At 67.2% G+C, this 15,442-nt stretch carries 22 protein-coding genes; 20 read left to right on the forward strand and 2 right to left on the reverse strand.

The window, feature by feature from the left end:
* Positions 1-7: 7 nt before the first annotated feature.
* Genes rpsS through rpsQ form a run of 6 tightly spaced genes read left to right on the forward strand, consistent with a single transcriptional unit; the run spans position 8 to position 2,625 of the window.
* Complete coding sequence (gene rpsS / locus NM203_RS24780; RefSeq protein WP_083410212.1) at positions 8-289, forward strand: 30S ribosomal protein S19; 282 nt, start codon at positions 8-10, stop codon at positions 287-289.
* Positions 289-792 carry a 50S ribosomal protein L22 gene (gene rplV, locus NM203_RS24785; protein WP_255063242.1) on the forward strand — a complete coding sequence of 168 codons (504 nt, stop codon included), beginning with the start codon at positions 289-291 and terminating at the stop codon, positions 790-792. The genes rpsS and rplV overlap by 1 nt, the downstream gene beginning before the upstream one ends.
* Complete coding sequence (rpsC, locus tag NM203_RS24790; protein WP_255063243.1) at positions 792-1,664, forward strand: 30S ribosomal protein S3; 873 nt, start codon at positions 792-794, stop codon at positions 1,662-1,664. Before rplV ends, rpsC begins: the two co-directional genes overlap by 1 nt.
* A gap of 3 nt (positions 1,665-1,667) precedes the next feature.
* Positions 1,668-2,084, forward strand: coding sequence for a 50S ribosomal protein L16 (rplP, locus tag NM203_RS24795; protein WP_255063244.1), 417 nt, complete (start codon positions 1,668-1,670; stop codon positions 2,082-2,084).
* On the forward strand, positions 2,084-2,317 hold the full coding sequence (gene rpmC, locus NM203_RS24800) for a 50S ribosomal protein L29 (protein WP_255063245.1): 234 nt from the start codon (positions 2,084-2,086) through the stop codon (positions 2,315-2,317). The genes rplP and rpmC overlap by 1 nt, the downstream gene beginning before the upstream one ends.
* Positions 2,317-2,625: a 30S ribosomal protein S17 gene (gene rpsQ / locus NM203_RS24805; RefSeq protein ID WP_255063246.1), complete on the forward strand. Its 309-nt coding sequence runs from the start codon at positions 2,317-2,319 to the stop codon at positions 2,623-2,625. Before rpmC ends, rpsQ begins: the two co-directional genes overlap by 1 nt.
* A gap of 84 nt (positions 2,626-2,709) precedes the next feature.
* Here the strand turns inward: rpsQ and NM203_RS24810 are convergent, their stop codons facing one another.
* Entirely contained in the window at positions 2,710-4,656 is a 1,947-nt protein-coding gene (locus NM203_RS24810; protein ID WP_255063247.1) for a hypothetical protein, read from the reverse strand.
* A gap of 219 nt (positions 4,657-4,875) precedes the next feature.
* Complete coding sequence (zwf, locus tag NM203_RS24815; RefSeq protein ID WP_255063248.1) at positions 4,876-6,375, reverse strand: glucose-6-phosphate dehydrogenase; 1,500 nt, start codon at positions 6,373-6,375, stop codon at positions 4,876-4,878.
* A gap of 172 nt (positions 6,376-6,547) precedes the next feature.
* Here zwf and NM203_RS24820 point away from each other — a divergent pair, with 172 nt between their 5' ends.
* The 14 genes from NM203_RS24820 (at position 6,548) to NM203_RS24885 (ending at position 15,436) form a co-directional block, all read left to right on the forward strand.
* Complete coding sequence (locus NM203_RS24820; protein WP_255063249.1) at positions 6,548-8,899, forward strand: arylsulfatase; 2,352 nt, start codon at positions 6,548-6,550, stop codon at positions 8,897-8,899.
* A 29-nt stretch (positions 8,900-8,928) separates the two neighbouring features.
* Complete coding sequence (locus NM203_RS24825; protein ID WP_255063250.1) at positions 8,929-9,594, forward strand: MotB domain-containing protein; 666 nt, start codon at positions 8,929-8,931, stop codon at positions 9,592-9,594.
* On the forward strand, positions 9,591-10,469 hold the full coding sequence (locus NM203_RS24830; protein ID WP_255063251.1) for a formylglycine-generating enzyme family protein: 879 nt from the start codon (positions 9,591-9,593) through the stop codon (positions 10,467-10,469). Before NM203_RS24825 ends, NM203_RS24830 begins: the two co-directional genes overlap by 4 nt.
* A gap of 169 nt (positions 10,470-10,638) precedes the next feature.
* Positions 10,639-11,007 (forward strand): 50S ribosomal protein L14, encoded by a 369-nt coding sequence (gene rplN / locus NM203_RS24835; RefSeq protein ID WP_255063370.1) that lies wholly within the window; start codon positions 10,639-10,641, stop codon positions 11,005-11,007.
* Positions 11,008-11,325 (forward strand): 50S ribosomal protein L24, encoded by a 318-nt coding sequence (rplX, locus tag NM203_RS24840; protein WP_255063252.1) that lies wholly within the window; start codon positions 11,008-11,010, stop codon positions 11,323-11,325.
* Between the two features lie 2 nt (positions 11,326-11,327).
* Positions 11,328-11,891: a 50S ribosomal protein L5 gene (gene rplE, locus NM203_RS24845; protein ID WP_255063253.1), complete on the forward strand. Its 564-nt coding sequence runs from the start codon at positions 11,328-11,330 to the stop codon at positions 11,889-11,891.
* 4 nt (positions 11,892-11,895) lie between these two features.
* Positions 11,896-12,081, forward strand: coding sequence for a type Z 30S ribosomal protein S14 (locus tag NM203_RS24850; RefSeq protein ID WP_255063254.1), 186 nt, complete (start codon positions 11,896-11,898; stop codon positions 12,079-12,081).
* Positions 12,082-12,170: 89 nt separating this feature from the next.
* The gene (rpsH, locus tag NM203_RS24855) at positions 12,171-12,569 is read left to right on the forward strand and encodes a 30S ribosomal protein S8 (RefSeq protein ID WP_255063255.1); all 399 of its coding nucleotides are present in this window, start codon (positions 12,171-12,173) and stop codon (positions 12,567-12,569) included.
* A 12-nt stretch (positions 12,570-12,581) separates the two neighbouring features.
* Positions 12,582-13,121 (forward strand): 50S ribosomal protein L6, encoded by a 540-nt coding sequence (gene rplF, locus NM203_RS24860; protein WP_255063256.1) that lies wholly within the window; start codon positions 12,582-12,584, stop codon positions 13,119-13,121.
* 2 nt (positions 13,122-13,123) lie between these two features.
* Entirely contained in the window at positions 13,124-13,537 is a 414-nt protein-coding gene (gene rplR, locus NM203_RS24865; RefSeq protein ID WP_255063257.1) for a 50S ribosomal protein L18, read from the forward strand.
* Positions 13,538-13,565: 28 nt separating this feature from the next.
* Positions 13,566-14,231: a 30S ribosomal protein S5 gene (rpsE, locus tag NM203_RS24870; RefSeq protein WP_255063258.1), complete on the forward strand. Its 666-nt coding sequence runs from the start codon at positions 13,566-13,568 to the stop codon at positions 14,229-14,231.
* 3 nt (positions 14,232-14,234) lie between these two features.
* Positions 14,235-14,435 (forward strand): 50S ribosomal protein L30, encoded by a 201-nt coding sequence (rpmD, locus tag NM203_RS24875; protein ID WP_255063259.1) that lies wholly within the window; start codon positions 14,235-14,237, stop codon positions 14,433-14,435.
* The gene (rplO, locus tag NM203_RS24880; protein WP_255063260.1) at positions 14,432-14,878 is read left to right on the forward strand and encodes a 50S ribosomal protein L15; all 447 of its coding nucleotides are present in this window, start codon (positions 14,432-14,434) and stop codon (positions 14,876-14,878) included. The genes rpmD and rplO overlap by 4 nt, the downstream gene beginning before the upstream one ends.
* A 108-nt stretch (positions 14,879-14,986) precedes the next feature.
* Entirely contained in the window at positions 14,987-15,436 is a 450-nt protein-coding gene (locus tag NM203_RS24885; protein ID WP_255063261.1) for a hypothetical protein, read from the forward strand.
* Positions 15,437-15,442 lie beyond the last annotated feature (6 nt).

The following is a 15,442-nucleotide window of genomic DNA, read 5'->3' on the forward strand; positions in this document are numbered from 1 at the left end:
GCTAAAGATGCCACGCAGCCTCAAAAAGGGTCCGTTCGTCGACGACCATCTGTTGAAGAAGGTCGACGCTCAGAACGAGAAGAACACGAAGCAGGTCATCAAGACCTGGTCACGTCGTTCGACCATCATCCCGGACTTCATCGGTCACACCTTCGCCGTCCACGACGGTCGCAAGCACGTGCCGGTGTTCGTGTCCGAGTCGATGGTCGGGCACAAGCTGGGCGAGTTCGCCCCCACCCGCACGTTCAAGGGTCACATCAAGGATGACCGGAAGGCGAAGCGCCGGTAATGACTACGACGACTGAATTTCCGTCTGCGACGGCGAAGGCGCGGTTCGTCCGCGTCTCGGCCAGCAAGTCGCGCCGGGTCATCGACCTGGTTCGCGGCAAGTCCGTGACCGAGGCACTCGACATCCTGCGCTGGGCGCCCCAGGCCGCTAGCGAGCCGGTGGCCAAGGTCATCGCGAGCGCTGCCGCCAACGCCCAGAACAACGACGGCCTGGACCCGTCGACCCTCGTGGTCGCCGCGATCTACGCCGACGAGGGCCCGACCGCCAAGCGGATCCGGCCGCGCGCCCAGGGGCGTGCGTACCGAATCCGCAAGCGCACCAGCCACATCACGGTGATCGTCGAGAGCCGTCCCGCGAAGGACAAGGGTTCCTCGGCGTCGAGCGCACGCGCTCGTCGCGCTCAGGGCAGCAAGGCCGCCACCACGGCACCGGCCAAGAAGGCTTCCACCAAGAAGGCTGAAGCCAAGGCTGAGACTTCGGAATCGAAGGAGGGCTCAGAGTAGTGGGCCAGAAGATCAATCCCCACGGCTTCCGCCTCGGCATCACCACCGACTGGAAGTCTCGCTGGTACGCGGACAAGCAGTACAAGGACTACGTCAAGGAAGACGTGGCGATCCGTCGTCGCCTCTTCCAGCCGTTCTCGATTCCGGATTCGCCGCGTGCGGTGGAGCTCGAGCGCGCCGGCGTGGCCAAGGTGGAGATCGAGCGCACCCGTGACCGGGTTCGCGTGGACATCCACACCGCCCGCCCCGGCATCGTCATCGGGCAGCGCGGCAAGGCCGCCGACGCCATCCGCGCAGCGCTGGAGAAGCTGACCGGCAAGCAGGTGCAGCTGAACATCCTCGAGGTGAAGAACCCCGAGTCGGTGGCGCAGTTGGTCGCCCAGGGTGTGGCCGAGCAGCTGAGCAACCGCGTCGCGTTCCGTCGCGCCATGCGCAAGGCGATGCAGTCCGCCATGCGCCAGCCCAACGTCAAGGGCATCCGCGTGCAGTGCTCGGGCCGTCTCGGCGGCGCCGAGATGAGCCGCTCGGAGTTCTACCGCGATGGCCGGGTGCCGCTGCACACGCTGCGCGCCGACATCGACTACGGGCTGTACGAGGCGAAGACGACCTTCGGCCGCATCGGTGTGAAGGTCTGGATTTACAAGGGCGACGTCGTCGGTGGCAAGCGTGAGCTGACCGCCGCGGTGCCCGCCAGCGCCGATCGTCCGCGTCGCGACCGCCCCTCGGGCACCCGTCCGCGTCGCAGCGGATCCGCGGGCACGACGGCGACGAGCACTGAAGCCGGTCGGGCCGCCACCGAGGGAGCACCGGCTGAGGCGCCGGTGGCGACTGAGGTGCCGACCACTCCGACATCGGAACCTACGGAGAACTGAGACATGCTTATTCCCCGCAAGGTCAAGCACCGCAAGCAACACCACCCCAGGCAGCGTGGTATTGCCAGCGGCGGCACGACCGTTACCTTCGGCGACTACGGCATCCAGGCCCTCGGCCACGCCTACGTCACCAACCGGCAGATCGAGTCCGCTCGTATCGCCATCAACCGGCACATCAAGCGTGGCGGCAAGGTGTGGATCAACATCTTCCCGGACCGTCCGCTGACCAAGAAGCCCGCCGAGACCCGCATGGGGTCCGGTAAGGGTTCGCCCGAGTGGTGGATCGCCAACGTCAAGCCCGGCCGCATCCTGTTCGAGCTGAGCTACCCGGACGAGGCCGTCGCGCGTGAAGCGCTGACGCGCGCGATCCACAAGCTGCCGATCAAGGCTCGCATCGTGACCAGAGAGGAGAACTTCTGATGGCTGTGGGAGTTTCGACTGGTGAACTTCGCGAGATGACCGACGACGAGCTCGTCGAGCGCCTCAGGGAGTCGAAGGAGGAGCTGTTCAACCTCCGCTTCCAGATGGCGACCGGCCAGCTGGCCAACAACCGCCGGCTTCGCGTCGTGCGGCAGGAGATCGCACGCGTCTACACCGTGCTGCGTGAACGTGAACTGGGTCTGGCCGCCGGACCCGTAGGTGAGGATTCGTAATGGCAGAAGCACAATCGGGGACCGCTGGTCCGCGCCACACGCCGCGCACCGAGAAGCCGCGTAACAACCGCAAGACGGCGATCGGTTACGTGGTCAGCGACAAGATGCAGAAGACCATCGTGGTCGAGATCGAGAACCGCACGAAGCACCCGCGGTACGACAAGATCATCCGTACCAGCAAGCGCGTCAAGGCCCATGACGAGAACGGTGACGCCGGTGTCGGCGACCGCGTCTCGCTCATGGAGACCCGGCCGCTGTCCGCCACCAAGCGGTGGCGCCTGGTCGAGATCCTGGAAAAGGCCAAGTAAAGACTTCCGCTTTTCGCCGAGCAGACGCAAAAGCTCCTGAATCCATGGGATTCAGGAGCTTTTGCGTCTGCTCGCGGTAAGCCGCTACGACGTCCGGCGGCCGCGGAGCCATGCCAGCCCCCCGACGGCAACGGCGGCGATCAGAACACCCGCGCCGACGAGCCAGCAGTCGAGCGAGTCGTCCTGCTGGGTTGACGGTGTCGATGCCGCCTGAGGTGCGGCCGGGACGGTGAACGGTTCGCGGTCGGGGGCGGAGAGGACGGCCGCGCCGCTGAGCCGCTGCCACCGTCTCGGGTCGTCGTTGAGCCAGGTGAGAAGCGAATCGAGCTGTGCGGGAGCCTCGTTCGAGGTCGCGACGAGGACGGTGCGGTCGCCGGTGCGCACCGTCTGCAGCGAGCCGATCGGCAGGTCGGGATCGAGTGTCACGGACTCCCGGACGCCCGCTTCCGACGTGCCCTCGAGCACCACGGCGTCCCGGCCGGCGCGTCGTTCGGTCTGCACGGGCAGCGTGACGCTGTCGTCGGTCCACTCGTCGGCCGCGATCAGGACCGCCGGTGTCTGCGATGCGATCGCGTCCCGCAGCGTCACCACCGCGGTGTCGATGGGCTGGGCGCTGAGCCGCTGTACACCGGAGATGATCGTCACGGCACGCGCCGTGTCGTCGAACGCGTCGTCGGTGATGCCGACCTGCAGGCGCGGAAGGAACGCCTGCGGAATCGATTGGAAGCCAGGCGGTATAGGCGGGTCCGCGGGCTCGCTGGTGACGGTGGTGTCGCCGTCGATGGTGAGTGTCAGCGGCAGGGACTCGCCGCACTGCCCGGTGGTGCCCGTCGCATCGATCATGACGCCGAGCTCGGTGTTACGGCTCAGCAGCCGGTCGGGAACGTCGACCCAGCGGTCGATGACGCCGTTCGCTTCGACCGCCCACCGGTCGACCGGCTCGTCGTTGGCCGTGACGACGATCTGACCGTTGAGGTTCTGGGGCAGCGGCGTGTAGGAACCCTTCAGGTTCACCCGAATCCGGTTCGCGGGGCGGCCGATCCGCGTCTGATCGACGTCGATGTCGACCCGTGGGCGGGTCAGGGAGGTGGCGACGGCACCGGACTGGCCGAGGTCGCGCAGCGTCGTCGAGTTCGCGGCCGACACCGTCCGCGCGTCGAGCGGTCCGGGTATCGCGCTGGAGGTGAGCGCCAGCCGGGCTACGTCGCTGCCGGTGACGAGCCGGATCTGGTTGGTGAGATCCTCACCGGAGCCCGCGATTTCGAGCGACGGCACACCGTCGTCGCCCAACAGCTTCATCCCGCGCCTGCCGCTCTCGCGGATCACGATCTGCCGTTCGAGCGGCTGGCCCTGTCCGAGGGGTGCATCGCCGTCGAGTCGCACCACGTCGACGCGCACCGGCTGAGCGCCGTAGTGGGCGACGACAGCCGCGGCCATCCGCACGGCGGCGTCCGACTCCGTCATCGTCGGCCGCGCGGGCAGGAACAGCGTCACGCGCTGCAGGACCGGCGGCAGGAAGTCGGCGATCGCGCTCGGGGCCCGCTCGACACCGTCGAACGCGACGGCGACGTTGACCAGCTGCAGCGGGTCGGTGGTGTCGTAGGCGCAATAGCCCTGCGGAGGCACGAGATTGGTGCGAATCTGCACTGTCAACGCGTTATCTCGCACTTCGGCGCCGGTCAGCGGCAACGAGACCGGCGCTCGGTCGACCGAGGGCAGGTCGACGCGTGAGATGGTGCGATCGTCCTGGATCACCGAGATGCTGCCGATGAAGAGGTTCACCGGCAGCTCGACGTCGGCGGTCACCGCGGCGGGACGCAGGCCCGGCGGCACCGGAATGGTCAGCGACTGCAGCCCCTGCATGCCGTAGAACGCCAGCGACGGGCTGGCGCCGAGATCGCGCGCCGCCAGCGTCGGGGCGTCGGCCACCCGGCCGCTGCCGGTCGGCTCGGCCATGGCCGTCGGCGCGACGGTGGTGACGGCTATCAGGCCGCACACGACGGCCGCTGCCCCTCGCCGTGCGAGTGTCATCAGGTGATCTCTCGGGTTGCGTACTCGTCGCATACCGCTCGAGTGTGCAGGATCGGCGGCAATGGTCAAACTTCGTTGCCCAGTATGCCCCACACGGCTTCTTACGGGCTGAAAAAGATCGACGTGTGTTTGCTGGCTAATGTTCTGCGCGGCCCCGGATCACCGTGGACCTGACGAGCCCCGACCCGTCGCGCAGGTGTGGCAACGGCTCATCACGGCCTACTTCTTCGCGCTCCGCCACGCCCGTTCGAACGGCAGCCGCCACGCGTTGGGCGCGATGAGCTGGTGGATCGCATTGGGACCCCAGGTGCCCTGGGCGTAGGTCTTGGCGGCGGGTGGGTCGGCGAGCAGGTCGGCTGATCGCTCCCACAGCGACTCGATACCCTCGGCGGTCGTGAACAGGGTGTGGTCACCGCGCATCGCGTCGAGGATCAACCGCTCGTAGGCCTCCAGTACGTCGCCGGCCGAGTCCACCTCCTGCGTCGAGAACTGCATCGACAGCTTGTCGAGCTTCATGCCGGGACCGGGCCGCTTGCCGTAGAACGACAACGACACCTTCGACGCGTCGGCGAGGTCGAACGTCAGGTGGTCCGGCCCCTGGGCCCCGACACCCGAGCCGGACGGGAACATCGTCCGCGGCGCCTCCTTGAAGGCGATCGAGATGATCCGCATGCCCTCGGCCATCCGCTTGCCGGTGCGCAGGTAGATCGGGACGCCCGCCCACCGCCAGTTGTCGATGCCGACCTTGAGCGCGATGAACGTCTCGGTATCGGAATCCCTTGCCACCCCTTCGAGTTCGCGATAGCCCGCGAACTGGCCGCGCACCACGTCGGAACACTTGACCGGCAGCATCGACCGGAAGACCTTGTTCTTCTCCTCGCTGATGGCGCGGGGTTCCAGCGCGGTCGGCGGCTCCATCACGACGAACGCCATCACCTGGAACAGGTGCGTCACGACCATGTCCTTGTAGGCGCCGGTGCTCTCGTAGAAGTTGGCCCGCTCGTCGAGTCCCAGCGTCTCGGGGATGTCGATCTGAATGTGGTCGATGAAGTTGCGATTCCAGATCGGTTCGAACAGTCCGTTCGCGAACCTGAAAGCGAGAATGTTCTGTGCCGCCTCCTTGCCGAGGAAGTGGTCGATGCGGAAGATCTGACGTTCCTTGAACGTCTCGTGGACGAAGTCGTTGAGCGCGACGGCGCTGGTGTAGTCGGTGCCGAACGGCTTCTCCATCACCACCCGTGATCGCTCCACGAGGTCGGCGTCGCGCAGCATCGTGATGACCGCGCGTGCGGCCTTCGGGGGAACCGAGAGATAGTGCAGCCGACGGACTTCCGGCCCCAGCGTCTCCTCGGCCCTGGCGACCGCGGCGGCGAGAGCCTCCGGTCCGGCGCCCTGCGGGACGTAGTGCAGAATCTCGGCGAACCGATCCCACTCGGCCTGCGTCAGCTCGTGTGTGCCGAACGCGTCGATGGCCTCCTTCGCCAACGCGCGGAACTCGTCGTCGGTCAAATCCTCCAGCGAGGTGCCGATGATCTGGATGTTCGGTGCGAGCTCGGACTGGTCCAGGTACGCCATGCCCGGCAGCAGCTTGCGCTTGGCCAGATCACCGGTGGCCCCGAACAGCACGATGACGTGCGGGTCGACCGCGATGTCGTCGTATCGGTGTGGTCGCGCTTCGGGCGCGGGGTACGAGATCGTCTGGGGCTTGTCGGTCGCCACCCCCGCATGATCGCACCATGACGTGAACCGCGCACGATGCGATGTGGGGGCGGACCGTCGGGCGGTTGAACGGAGGCCACGGTTGACGGCGTCGTCAATTCCTCAGAACCGGTTAACGGCGCGGGTGTAGTGTCCGGGCGACCGTCGAGAGCAGGCGACCGAGGAGCACGACATGGCAGCGGAATTCCAGGGCAGGATCGAACTCGACATCCGCGATTCGGAGCCCGACTGGGGGCCCTACGCCGCACCGACCGCGCCGGACGACGCGCCCAACGTGCTGTACCTGGTGTGGGACGACACCGGCATCGCGACGTGGGACTGCTTCGGCGGACTGGTGGAGATGCCGGCGATGACGCGACTCGCCGAACGCGGCGTGCGCCTGTCCCAGTTCCACACCACGGCGCTGTGCTCGCCGACGCGCGCCTCGCTGCTGACCGGCCGGAACGCCACCACGGTGGGCATGGCCACCATCGAGGAGTTCACCGACGGCTTCCCCAACTGCAACGGACGCGTCCCGGCGGACACCGCCATGCTGTCCGAGGTGCTCGCCGAGCGCGGCTGGAACACGTACTGCGTCGGCAAGTGGCACCTGACTCCGCTGGAGGAGTCCAATCTCGCTGCCACCAAACGTCATTGGCCGCTCAGTCGCGGCTTCGAACGCTTCTACGGGTTCATGGGGGGCGAGACCGACCAGTGGTATCCCGACCTGGTCTACGACAACCACCCCGTCGCCCCTCCCGCGTCGCCCGAGGACGGTTACCACCTGTCGAAGGACCTCGCGGACAAGACGATCGAGTTCATCCGCGACGCCAAGGTCATCGCACCGGACAAGCCGTGGTTCTCCTACGTCTGCCCCGGCGCGGGGCACGCGCCGCACCACGTCTTCAAGGAGTGGGCCGACAAGTACGCGGGCGTGTTCGACATGGGCTACGAGGCCTACCGCGACATCGTGCTGGAGAACCAGAAGCGGCTCGGCATCGTCCCGCCGGACACCGAGATGTCGCCGATGAACCCGTATCTCGACGTCAAGGGTCCCAACGGTGAGGACTGGCCGTTCCAGGACACCGTTCGGCCGTGGGACTCGCTCAACGACGAGGAGAAGCGGCTGTTCAGCCGGATGGCCGAGGTGTTCGCGGGCTTCCTGAGCTACACCGATGCGCAGATCGGCCGCATCCTCGACTACCTCGAGGAGTCGGGCCAGCTCGACAACACGATCATCGTCACGATCTCCGACAACGGCGCCAGCGGTGAGGGCGGACCGAACGGCTCGGTCAACGAGGGCAAGTTCTTCAACGGCTACATCGACACCGTCGAGGAGAGCCTGCGGTACTACGACAACCTCGGCGGGCCGGAGACGTTCAATCACTACCCGATCGGCTGGGCGATGGCGTTCAACACGCCGTACAAACTGTTCAAGCGCTACGCCTCGCACGAGGGCGGCATCGCCGACACCGCGATCATCAGCTGGCCCAAGGGAATCAAGGCACACGGTGAGGTGCGCGACAACTACGTCAACGTGTGCGACGTAACCCCGACGATCTACGACCTGCTCGGCATCGACCCGCCGGACGAGGTGGGCGGGATAGCCCAGAAGCCGCTGGACGGAATCAGTTTCAAGGCGGCACTCGACGATGCGGCGGCCGACACCGGCAAGAAGACGCAGTTCTACGCGATGCTGGGCACCCGCGGAATCTGGCACGACGGGTGGTTCGCCAACACCCTGCACGCCGCAACGCCGTCCGGGTGGTCGCACTTCGACAAGGATCGCTGGGAGCTGTTCCACATCGAGGCTGATCGAAGCCAGTGCCACGACCTCGCGGCGGAACAGCCCGAGAAGCTGAAGGAACTCATCGACCTGTGGTTCGCGGAAGCGGGGAAGTACAACGGGCTTCCGCTGTCCGATCTGAACATCATGGAGACCATCTCGCGCTACCGCCCGTACCTGACCGGCGACCGGCAGAACTTCGTGTACTACCCCGGCTCGGCGGAGGTCGGCAGCGGCGCCGCCGTGGAACTGAAGGGCCAGTCGTACTCGATCATGGTCGACCTCGAGGTGGACACCACCGGTGCCGAAGGCGTCCTGTTCAAGCACGGTGCCGGACACGGTGGACACGTGCTCTTCGTGCAGGACGGCCGGCTGCAGTACGTCTACAACTTCCTCGGCGAGGAGGAGCAGCTGATCGCCGCCCCCGATCCGATTCCGCTGGGCCATCACGTCTTCGGCGTGAGCTACGCCAGGACCGGCACGGTGGAGGGGAGCCACACCCCGCTGGGTGAGGTGTCGCTGCACATCGACGACGCCGTCGTCGCGACACGCTCGGACGTCCGGACTCAACCGGGTACGTTCGGCATCTCCGGCGCCACGTTCGCCGTCGGGCGCAACGAGGGGCAGCCCGTGTCGCGCAAGTACAAGGCGCCCTTCCGGTTCACCGGCGGCACCATCGCTAAGGTGGTGGTCGACATTTCGGGTACGCCCTACCGGGACGTGGAACGAGAGTTGGCGAAGGCATTCGCGAAGGACTGAGCCGACCGGCGGCCGCCACCCTGATCGGGGTGGCCGCCGTGATGACGCTGTCGGGATGCGTCCGCGTCAGCGCGGGCGATCCCGTCGCGCAGCCGACCGGAGCGGTGCGCACGTCAACGCCAGCGCCGTCATCGACCATCGGCACGCCGTCGGCCCCGGATGACTCGCAGCCGGGAGTCCTGCCGACACAGCGGACCCCGGTGCCCGCGAACACGATCACCTGCGCACCGCCGAACAGCCCGCCGGTATCCGTGGCGGCCGCCATCGCCGACCCGGCGGCGCCGCGTATCACCGTCGGTGTGCCCGAGGGGTGGAGCTTCACCGCCGGCACGGCCGACGTCGCCGTGACAATGCAAGGGCCGCAAGGCTTGTCAGCGGCGGTGACCATCGCGTCGACCACTCTGGACGCGGCGGCGGCGTTCCGCGACTACACCGACCGGGTGATGGCGACATCGGCGATGAGCACCGTGAGCATCCTGCCCGCCGAACTGTGCGAGTACAGCGGACAGCAGCTCACGGGGACGTGGTCGGACGGGCCGGACGAGGGCGTCGCGTTCGTCGACCGCATCGTGCACGTGTGGACGGCGACGTCCGATTTCCTGATCGCCATCCACGTCGAGGGGCCCACCGGAGTCGACGGCCTGGCCGCGGCGAGTTCGGTACTCACCGACTACGTCGAGCTGACGATCCCGTGACGCTCACCGACCTGGTCGACCTACCCGGCGGCACCTTCCGGATGGGTTCCACGGCCTTCTACCCGGAGGAGGCGCCGGTGCACACCGCGGTGGTGGCGCCGCTGGCCGTCGAACGTCATCCCGTCACGACCGCCCAGTTCGCCGAGTTCGTCGCGGACACCGGGTACCTGACCGTCGCCGAGCGCCCGTTGGAGGCGGCGCAGTATCCCGGTGTGCCCGCCGCCGACCTGGCACCCGGAGCGCTGGTGTTCCGTCCGACCGCGGGCCCGGTCGATCTTCGGGACTGGCGGCAGTGGTGGGACTGGGCGCCGGGCGCGTCCTGGCGGCACCCGTTCGGACCGGACGGGCCGCACGCCGCGCCCGACCATCCAGTCGTCCAGGTCAGTTACGTCGACGCGGCCGCCTACGCCGAGTGGGCGGGCCGCCGCCTGCCGACCGAGGCCGAGTGGGAGTACGCGGGCCGCGGCGGGTCGACGACGTCGTACGCATGGGGGGACGAGGTGACGCCCGGCGGCCGCCTGATGGCCAACACCTGGCAGGGCGCGTTCCCGTATCGCAACGACGGTGCCCTCGGGTGGCGTGGCACGTCGCCGGTCGGCGCGTTCCCCGCCAACGGCTACGGCCTGCTCGACGTGATCGGCAACGTGTGGGAGTGGACGACCACGCCGTACTCCGCGCACCACCGCGTCGACGGCGCTAAGAGCTGCTGCACGCCGCCGCGGACACCCGATCCGGCGGTGTTGCAGACGCTCAAGGGCGGGTCGCATCTGTGCGCGCCCGAGTACTGCCACCGGTATCGACCCGCGGCGCGGTCGTCGCAGTCGCAGGACAGCGCGGCCACCCACATCGGCTTCCGCTGCGTCGTCTCACTGTGATTCGCAGCGATTTGGAGCATTCGCAGTGCTCACCTACTATGTAGGGGTTGCCCTGGGCAGACCTCGGTTCTCCTTCCCGGAAAACCCTGCGTGCCCTTCGGTGACGAAGACCGAGTACGTCACGCAACTCAGTGCTGTTTGGCGTGCATGTGAAAACCGAGGAGATCGAGTGATTCAGCAGGAATCGCGGCTCAAGGTCGCCGACAACACGGGTGCCAAGGAGATCTTGTGCATCCGCGTGCTCGGCGGCTCGTCGCGGCGCTATGCCGGCATCGGCGATGTCATCGTGGCCACGGTGAAAGACGCCATCCCCGGCGGCAACGTGAAGCGCGGCGAGGTCGTCAAGGCCGTCGTGGTTCGCACCGTCAAGGAGCGTCGCCGTGCCGATGGCAGCTACATCAAGTTCGACGAGAACGCGGCTGTGATCATCAAGCCCGACAACGACCCCCGTGGCACCCGCATCTTCGGGCCCGTCGGTCGCGAGCTGCGCGAGAAGAAGTTCATGAAGATCGTTTCGCTGGCACCGGAGGTGCTCTAAATGAAGGTGCACAAGGGTGACACCGTGCTGGTCATTTCCGGCAAGGACAAGGGTGCGAAGGGCAAGGTCCTGCAGGCCTACCCCGAGCGCAACAAGGTCCTGGTCGAGGGTGTCAACCGGATCAAGAAGCACACCGCGGTCTCGCGCAACGAGCGCGGCGCGTCCTCGGGCGGCATCGTCACGCAGGAGGCGGCCATCCACGTGAGCAACGTGATGGTCGTCGACTCCGACGGCAACCCGACCCGCATCGGCTACCGCATCGACGACGAGAGCGGCAAGAAGGTTCGCGTGTCGAAGAAGAACGGCAAGGACATCTGAGCATGACCACCGCAGAGAAGACCCTTCCCCGGCTCAAGCAGCGCTACCGCGAAGAGATCCGCGACGCGCTGAACAAGGAGTTCGGCTACGACAACGTCATGCAGATCCCCGGCGTGGTCAAGGTCGTCGTGAACATGGGCGTCGGTGACGCCGCCCGCGACGCCAAGCTGATCAACGGCGCGGTCAACGACCTGGCGCTGATCACCGGCCAGAAGCCGGAGATCCGCAAGGCGACCAAGTCGATCGCACAGTTCAAGCTGCGCGAGGGCATGCCCATCGGCGCCCGCGTCACGCTGCGCGGCGATCGCATGTGGGAGTTCCTCGATCGCCTGGTGTCGATCAGCCTCCCGCGTATCCGCGACTTCCGCGGTCTGTCGCCGAAGCAGTTCGACGGCAGCGGCAACTACACCTTCGGGCTGACCGAGCAGTCGGTGTTCCACGAGATCGACGTGGACAGCATCGACCGGCCCAGGGGCATGGACATCACCGTCGTCACGTCGGCGACGACCGACGACGAAGGCCGCGCGCTCCTGCGCGCACTTGGCTTCCCGTTCAAGGAGAACTGAACAGATGGCAAAGAAGGCTCTGGTCAACAAGGCCAATAGGAAGCCCAAGTTCAAGGTCCGCGGCTACACCCGCTGCAACAAGTGCGGACGTCCGCACGCCGTGTACCGCAAGTTCGGCCTGTGCCGAATCTGCTTGCGCGAGATGGCACACGCCGGCGAACTGCCCGGTGTACAGAAGTCCAGCTGGTAGTCCCCCAAACCACTTAGAAAAGTATTGCGGCAGGCCCCCAAAGGATTTCGTCCCAGGGGAACCGCCGCGAGGAAGGTGAGCCGGTTGTCATGACGATGACTGACCCGATCGCAGACTTCTTGACCCGTCTGCGCAACGCCAACTCGGCGTATCACGACGAGGTGTCCCTGCCGCACAGCAAGATCAAGGCGAACATCGCCGAGATCCTGAAGGCCGAGGGCTACATCAGCGATTTCCACACCGAGGATGCTCGGGTCGGCAAGTCGCTGGTCGTCGAACTCAAGTACGGCCCGACCCGCGAGCGCAGCATCGCGGGCATCAAGCGGGTGAGCAAGCCCGGTCTTCGGGTGTACGCGAAGTCCACCAATCTGCCGCGGGTGCTCGGAGGCCTGGGCGTGGCGATCATCTCCACGTCCTCGGGTCTGCTCACCGACCGCCAGGCAGCTCGACAAGGCGTGGGCGGCGAAGTCCTCGCTTACGTCTGGTAGGGGAAGAACGACATGTCGCGCATTGGAAAGCAACCGGTCCTGGTTCCGTCCGGGGTCGACGTCACGATCGACGGGCAGAGCCTGTCGGTCAAGGGACCCAAGGGCACGCTGGCCCTCGATGTGGCCGAGCCGATTTCGGTCGCCCGCAACGACGACGGCGCCATCGTGGTGACCCGGCCCGACGACGAGCGGCGTAACCGCTCGCTGCACGGGCTGTCGCGCACCCTGGTGGCCAACCTGATCACCGGCGTCACCGAGGGCTACACCATCAAGATGGAGATCTTCGGTGTCGGTTACCGCGTGGTGGCCAAGGGCAGCAACCTCGAGTTCGCCCTCGGCTACAGCCACCCGGTCCTGATCACCGCGCCCGAAGGTGTCACCTTCGCGGTCGAGACGCCCACCAAGTTCTCGGTCTCCGGAATCGACAAGCAGGCCGTCGGCCAGATTGCGGCCAACATCCGTCGTCTGCGCAAGAGCGATCCCTACAAGGGCAAGGGCATTCGCTACGAAGGCGAGCAGATCCGCCGCAAGGTCGGAAAGACAGGTAAGTAGCGATGGCAACCAAGGCAAGCACTGAGACACCCGCGAAGCGGAAGCCCGTGGGCAAGAACGTCTCCGAGACCCGGCGTACGTCTCGCATCCGCCGGCACGCTCGGCTGCGCAAGAAGGTCGCGGGCACCCCGCAGGCCCCGCGCCTGGTGGTCAACCGTTCGGCCCGGCACATCCACGTCCAGCTCGTCGACGACCAGGACGGCGTCACGCTGGCCGCGGCGTCGTCGATCGAGGCCGACGTGCGCGCCGTCGAGGGTGACAAGAAGGCGCACAGCGTGCGCGTCGGACAGCTGATCGCCGAGCGCGCCAAGGCCGCCGGGATCGACACCGTCGTGTTCGACCGTGGTGGTTACACCTACGGCGGACGGATCGCCGCGCTGGCGGACGCCGCGCGAGAAGGCGGGCTCAAGTTCTAATGACGACTTTCAACGGAAGGACTGCATGATGGCCGAGCAGGCTAGCAGCGGGCCGGCGAACAACGACAACCGCGGTGGCGGCCGCGACGGTGGTCGTGGCCGACGCGATGACCGCGGCGGTCGGGGCGGCCGGGACAGCGGCGAGAAGAGCAATCTGATCGAGCGCATGGTCACCATCAACCGGGTGTCCAAGGTGGTCAAGGGTGGTCGTCGCTTCAGCTTCACCGCCCTCATGGTCGTCGGCGACGGCAACGGCATGGTCGGTGTCGGCTACGGCAAGGCCAAGGAAGTTCCCGCCGCCATCGCCAAGGGTGTCGAGGAGGCGCGTAAGAACTTCTTCCGCGTTCCGCTCATCGGCGGCACCATCGTCCACCCGGTGCAGGGCGAGGCGTCCGCGGGCGTCGTCCTGCTGCGTCCGGCCAGCCCCGGTACCGGCGTCATCGCCGGCGGCGCGGTCCGCGCGGTGCTGGAAGCCGCCGGCGTCCACGACGTGCTGGCCAAGTCGCTCGGCAGCGACAACGCGATCAACGTGGTGCACGCCACCGTGGCCGCGCTGAAGCAGATTCAGCGCCCCGAAGAGGTGGCCGCGCGTCGCGGTCTGCCTCTCGAAGACGTCGCGCCGCCGAGCATGCTCAGGGCGCGCCGCGAGGCCGAGGCAGTGGCCGCGGCCGCCGCTCGAGAAGGAAACAGCTAAGCCATGGCTACCGGAAAAACACTGAAGATCACCCAGGTGCGCGGCACCGTCGGTGCGCGCTGGAAGCAGCGCGAGAGTCTTCGGACGTTGGGGCTGAAGAAGATTCGTCAGTCCGTCGTCCGCGAGGACAACGCGCAGACGCGCGGTCTGATCAAGACCGTGCACCACCTCATCGAAGTTGAAGCAGTGGAGGAGGCGAAGTGAGTGTCATCAAGCTGCACGATCTGAAGCCCGCCCCCGGTTCGAAGACCGCCAAGACCCGCGTGGGTCGCGGTGAGGGTTCGAAGGGTAAGACCGCCGGGCGCGGCACCAAGGGCACCAAGGCGCGCAAGAACGTCCCCGTGACGTTCGAAGGCGGCCAGATGCCGATCCACATGCGGCTGCCGAAGCTCAAGGGTTTCCGGAACCGCTTCCGCACCTCGTACGAGGTCGTGAACGTGGCCGACATCAACAGGCTGTTCCCGAAGGGCGGCACCGTCGGCATCGCCGAGTTGGTCGCCGCCGGTGCGGTCCGCAAGAACACGCTCGTGAAGGTGCTCGGCGACGGCAAGCTGACCGTCAAGGTCGACGTCACCGCTCACAAGTTCAGCGAGAGCGCTCGCGAGAAGATCACCGCCGCAGGCGGATCCGCGACCGACGCGTCGTAGCTCGCAAGGCATCGCGAAAGCCCCCGCCACGGCGGGGGCTTTCTGCGTTGTCGGGCGGGTCGTCCGCATGCGGGTTTGAATTCTGATCATGGTGGCAATGCCTCGACCATGCGGACACACATCAGAACCCTAGGACCCCTGTTCGTCACCGGATTCGCCGCCGCCGCCATCGCCGCGGCACCCGTCGCCTTCGCCGACCCCGTGTGCGTCAACGCCGACGGCTCGGTATGCGGAGTGACCAGCGCCGGACCCGACGGAGCATCCGCGGCGGTGCCCGGTGGACCGTCGGCCAGCGCCGACGGCGGCGGAGCGTCGGCCTCGGTCCCCGGTGGTCCGGTCGTCGATACCAGCCGCGACGGCGCTGCAGTGCAAGCGGCTCCCGGTGGTCCGGTCGCTGAGGCAACCCGCGACGGCGCTTCGGCGGCTGTCCCCGGCGGCCCCTCGGTGGACGCCGACCGCGGCGGCGCCTCGTTCGCCATCCCCGGCGGGCCCAGCGCGGCGGCGGACGCCGGCGGCGTGACCGGTTGCCTGTGGCCCGGCGGTCCGTGCGTCGGCTGACACCGG

The organism is Mycolicibacterium arenosum, from assembly GCF_024320865.1.
Lineage (GTDB): Bacteria > Actinomycetota > Actinomycetes > Mycobacteriales > Mycobacteriaceae > Mycobacterium > Mycobacterium arenosum.

What these genes read in the sequence shown, in the direction of transcription:
- rpsH (WP_255063255.1), top strand. Translation starts at nt 12,171, where the DNA reads ATGACGATGACTGACCCGATCGCAGACTTCTTGACCCGTCTGCGCAAC.
- rpsE (WP_255063258.1), top strand. Translation starts at nt 13,566, where the DNA reads ATGGCCGAGCAGGCTAGCAGCGGGCCGGCGAACAACGACAACCGCGGT.
- rpmC (WP_255063245.1), top strand. Translation starts at nt 2,084, where the DNA reads ATGGCTGTGGGAGTTTCGACTGGTGAACTTCGCGAGATGACCGACGAC.
- rpsS (WP_083410212.1), top strand. Translation starts at nt 8, where the DNA reads ATGCCACGCAGCCTCAAAAAGGGTCCGTTCGTCGACGACCATCTGTTG.
- rplP (WP_255063244.1), top strand. Translation starts at nt 1,668, where the DNA reads ATGCTTATTCCCCGCAAGGTCAAGCACCGCAAGCAACACCACCCCAGG.
- NM203_RS24850 (WP_255063254.1), top strand. Translation starts at nt 11,896, where the DNA reads ATGGCAAAGAAGGCTCTGGTCAACAAGGCCAATAGGAAGCCCAAGTTC.
- rplF (WP_255063256.1), top strand. Translation starts at nt 12,582, where the DNA reads ATGTCGCGCATTGGAAAGCAACCGGTCCTGGTTCCGTCCGGGGTCGAC.
- NM203_RS24820 (WP_255063249.1), top strand. Translation starts at nt 6,548, where the DNA reads ATGGCAGCGGAATTCCAGGGCAGGATCGAACTCGACATCCGCGATTCG.
- rplR (WP_255063257.1), top strand. Translation starts at nt 13,124, where the DNA reads ATGGCAACCAAGGCAAGCACTGAGACACCCGCGAAGCGGAAGCCCGTG.
- NM203_RS24810 (WP_255063247.1), bottom strand. Translation starts at nt 4,656, where the DNA reads ATGACACTCGCACGGCGAGGGGCAGCGGCCGTCGTGTGCGGCCTGATA.
- rpmD (WP_255063259.1), top strand. Translation starts at nt 14,235, where the DNA reads ATGGCTACCGGAAAAACACTGAAGATCACCCAGGTGCGCGGCACCGTC.
- rplX (WP_255063252.1), top strand. Translation starts at nt 11,008, where the DNA reads ATGAAGGTGCACAAGGGTGACACCGTGCTGGTCATTTCCGGCAAGGAC.
- rplE (WP_255063253.1), top strand. Translation starts at nt 11,328, where the DNA reads ATGACCACCGCAGAGAAGACCCTTCCCCGGCTCAAGCAGCGCTACCGC.
- rplV (WP_255063242.1), top strand. Translation starts at nt 289, where the DNA reads ATGACTACGACGACTGAATTTCCGTCTGCGACGGCGAAGGCGCGGTTC.
- rpsQ (WP_255063246.1), top strand. Translation starts at nt 2,317, where the DNA reads ATGGCAGAAGCACAATCGGGGACCGCTGGTCCGCGCCACACGCCGCGC.
- NM203_RS24885 (WP_255063261.1), top strand. Translation starts at nt 14,987, where the DNA reads ATGCGGACACACATCAGAACCCTAGGACCCCTGTTCGTCACCGGATTC.